At 29.7% G+C, this 2,418-nt stretch carries 1 protein-coding gene; it reads right to left on the bottom strand.

From position 1 onward, the window contains the following. On the bottom strand, positions 1-2,418 hold a 2,418-nt coding region (locus AYC61_RS01135; protein WP_156456286.1), incomplete at both ends, for a condensation domain-containing protein.

The following is a 2,418-nucleotide window of genomic DNA, read 5'->3' as shown; positions in this document are numbered from 1 at the left end:
AGAATATTGTACATTAAACTGTAATTCTTCTTCTACTTCTAATGTATTAAATATAATATCAGCCTTAGTTGTTTTATTTTCAACCTCAACTGGCTCTATTCTTAGTCCATCTATTTTCAAACTCTCACTTTCCATATTTTGAAGCACAAACATTGTATCGAATAAAGGATTTCTACTAATATCTCTCGTTAGGGACAATTTCCCTACTAAGTCTTCAAATTGATAGTCTTGATTTTCATATGCCTCAAGTGCATTTTCTTTTACTTCAGACAATAATTCTTTAAATGTTTTGGTTCCAGTTATATAATTTCTCATTGCTAATGTATTTACAAACATTCCTACTACATTCTGTAAATCTGCATGAGTCCTACCTGTTATTGGCGAACCTACAACTATGTCTTCTTGTCCTGAATATTTATGAAGTAATATATTATAGGCTGCAAGTAACACCATATACAATGACGCTTTATTTCCCCTTGCTATTTTATATAATCGATCTTTAAGTTCTTTATCAATCTTGAAGCTTATCCTATCTCCAATAAAACTTTGTATAGATGATCTTTGAAAATCTGTTGGCATATTAAGTACTGGTATGTCACCTTTAAATCTCTCTAACCAGTATCTTTCCTGTCTTTTTAACTCTTCTGTAGATAACATCTCTCTTTGCCATACAGAATAGTCCTTATACTGTATCCGTAATCCTTCAAGTTCTTTTCTTTTATATAATTCAGCAAATTCTTCTATTATTACCCTTATAGATGTACCATCTGCTATTATATGATGCATGTCAAATAGGAGATAATGTCTCTCTTCAGATACTTTTAATAACTTCGCTCTCATTAATGGAGCTTTTTTTAAATTGAAGTTCTTAATAAATTTCTTTACTTCTACTTCTAACCTTTTTTCATTAATTTCAGAATACTTCAAAGTAAAATTTACTTTTTCATGTATTTCCTGTACAGGATTATCATTTATAATCTTAAAACTAGTTCTTAAAGACTCGTGTCTATTTATTAACTTCTTAAAAGTTTCTTCAAATTGTTCTTTATCTAATTTTCCATTTAATTTCAGCACCGTCGGAATATTATAACTCATAATATCTTTATCTAATTGACTCAATACGTACATTCTCTTCTGAGCAGATGATACAGGATAATATTCTTTTTCTTCTGTAGGTTGTATACCTGAATAACAACTCTTCTTTGCATTATTTATATATTCAGAAATTTCCTTTATTGTTGGATTTATAAAAACTTCTTGTAAAGGTAACTCTACTTTCAACTCCTTGTATATTTTAGCAGAAAGAATAATTGCCTTTAATGAATGTCCACCCAATTCAAAAAAGCTATCCTTTATCCCTATTTTCTCCTTTGTTGATAATACTTCTTGCCATATTCCTACCATTATTTCTTCTGTTTCATTTCTAGGTCCTTCATATTCTTCTTCCGGTATAACATTCACTTCCATTTTTAATAATGCTTCTCTATCTATCTTCCCATTTGGAGTTCGTGGTATTCTATCTAGCTGTATAAAAGTTGTAGGCACCATATATTCAGGTAATTCTATTGATAAATAATTTCTCAGTTCTGATATTTTACTTCTTTGCTTACCAACTATATATGCACATAAATATTTATCTCCACTTTCATCTTCTCTTGCCATTACTACTGCTTCTTTTATATCATAATTCTTCAGTAATTGATTTTCTATTTCTTCTAGTTCTATTCTATGTCCTCTAATTTTTACCTGATGATCTATTCTTCCTAAGATTTCAATGTTTCCATCCTCTAGCCATCTTCCTATATCCCCTGTTCTATACATTTTTTCCCCTGAAATAAAAGGATTATCAACAAATTTTTCTTTTGTTAATTCTATTCTCTTTAAATAACCTCTCCCTACACCATCTCCTGATATATATATATCCCCAGCTACTCCTATAGGTTGCAATTTATTTTCTTTATCAAGTATATATATTTTAGCATTTGGCATTGGCATACCAATAGGAATGTTCTGAAGTAAATCTATATTTTCTTTTGAAATTTCATATAAAGTTGAATCTACAGAACACTCAGTTGGTCCATAAACATTTATTATTTTCACTGAATCTGAGTTTAGTTTATTCAAGAAATTCTCTACCACTTTATGTAGTAAAATATCTCCACCTATAACAAATCGCTCAATATTAAGTTCAAAACTATTATCTCCAATGCTCTCTAACAACATATTTATATGACTAGGTGTCCCATCAGTAACATCTATTTTGTTTTTTCTATAAAACTCGAGTAACTTTATACCATCTAATCTAATATCTTCTGGGACAACGTACAAACTATATCCATTTAGTATAGCTGCAAATATCTGCTTTACAGATGCGTCAAATACATAGGGTGCAACTAAGCTTACCCTTAAATCATCATT

Source organism: Abyssisolibacter fermentans (assembly GCF_001559865.1).
Taxonomy (GTDB): domain Bacteria; phylum Bacillota; class Clostridia; order Tissierellales; family MCWD3; genus Abyssisolibacter; species Abyssisolibacter fermentans.
The sequence above is the reverse complement of the archived record's forward strand: the minus strand, read 5'-3'. Positions and strand labels throughout refer to the sequence as shown.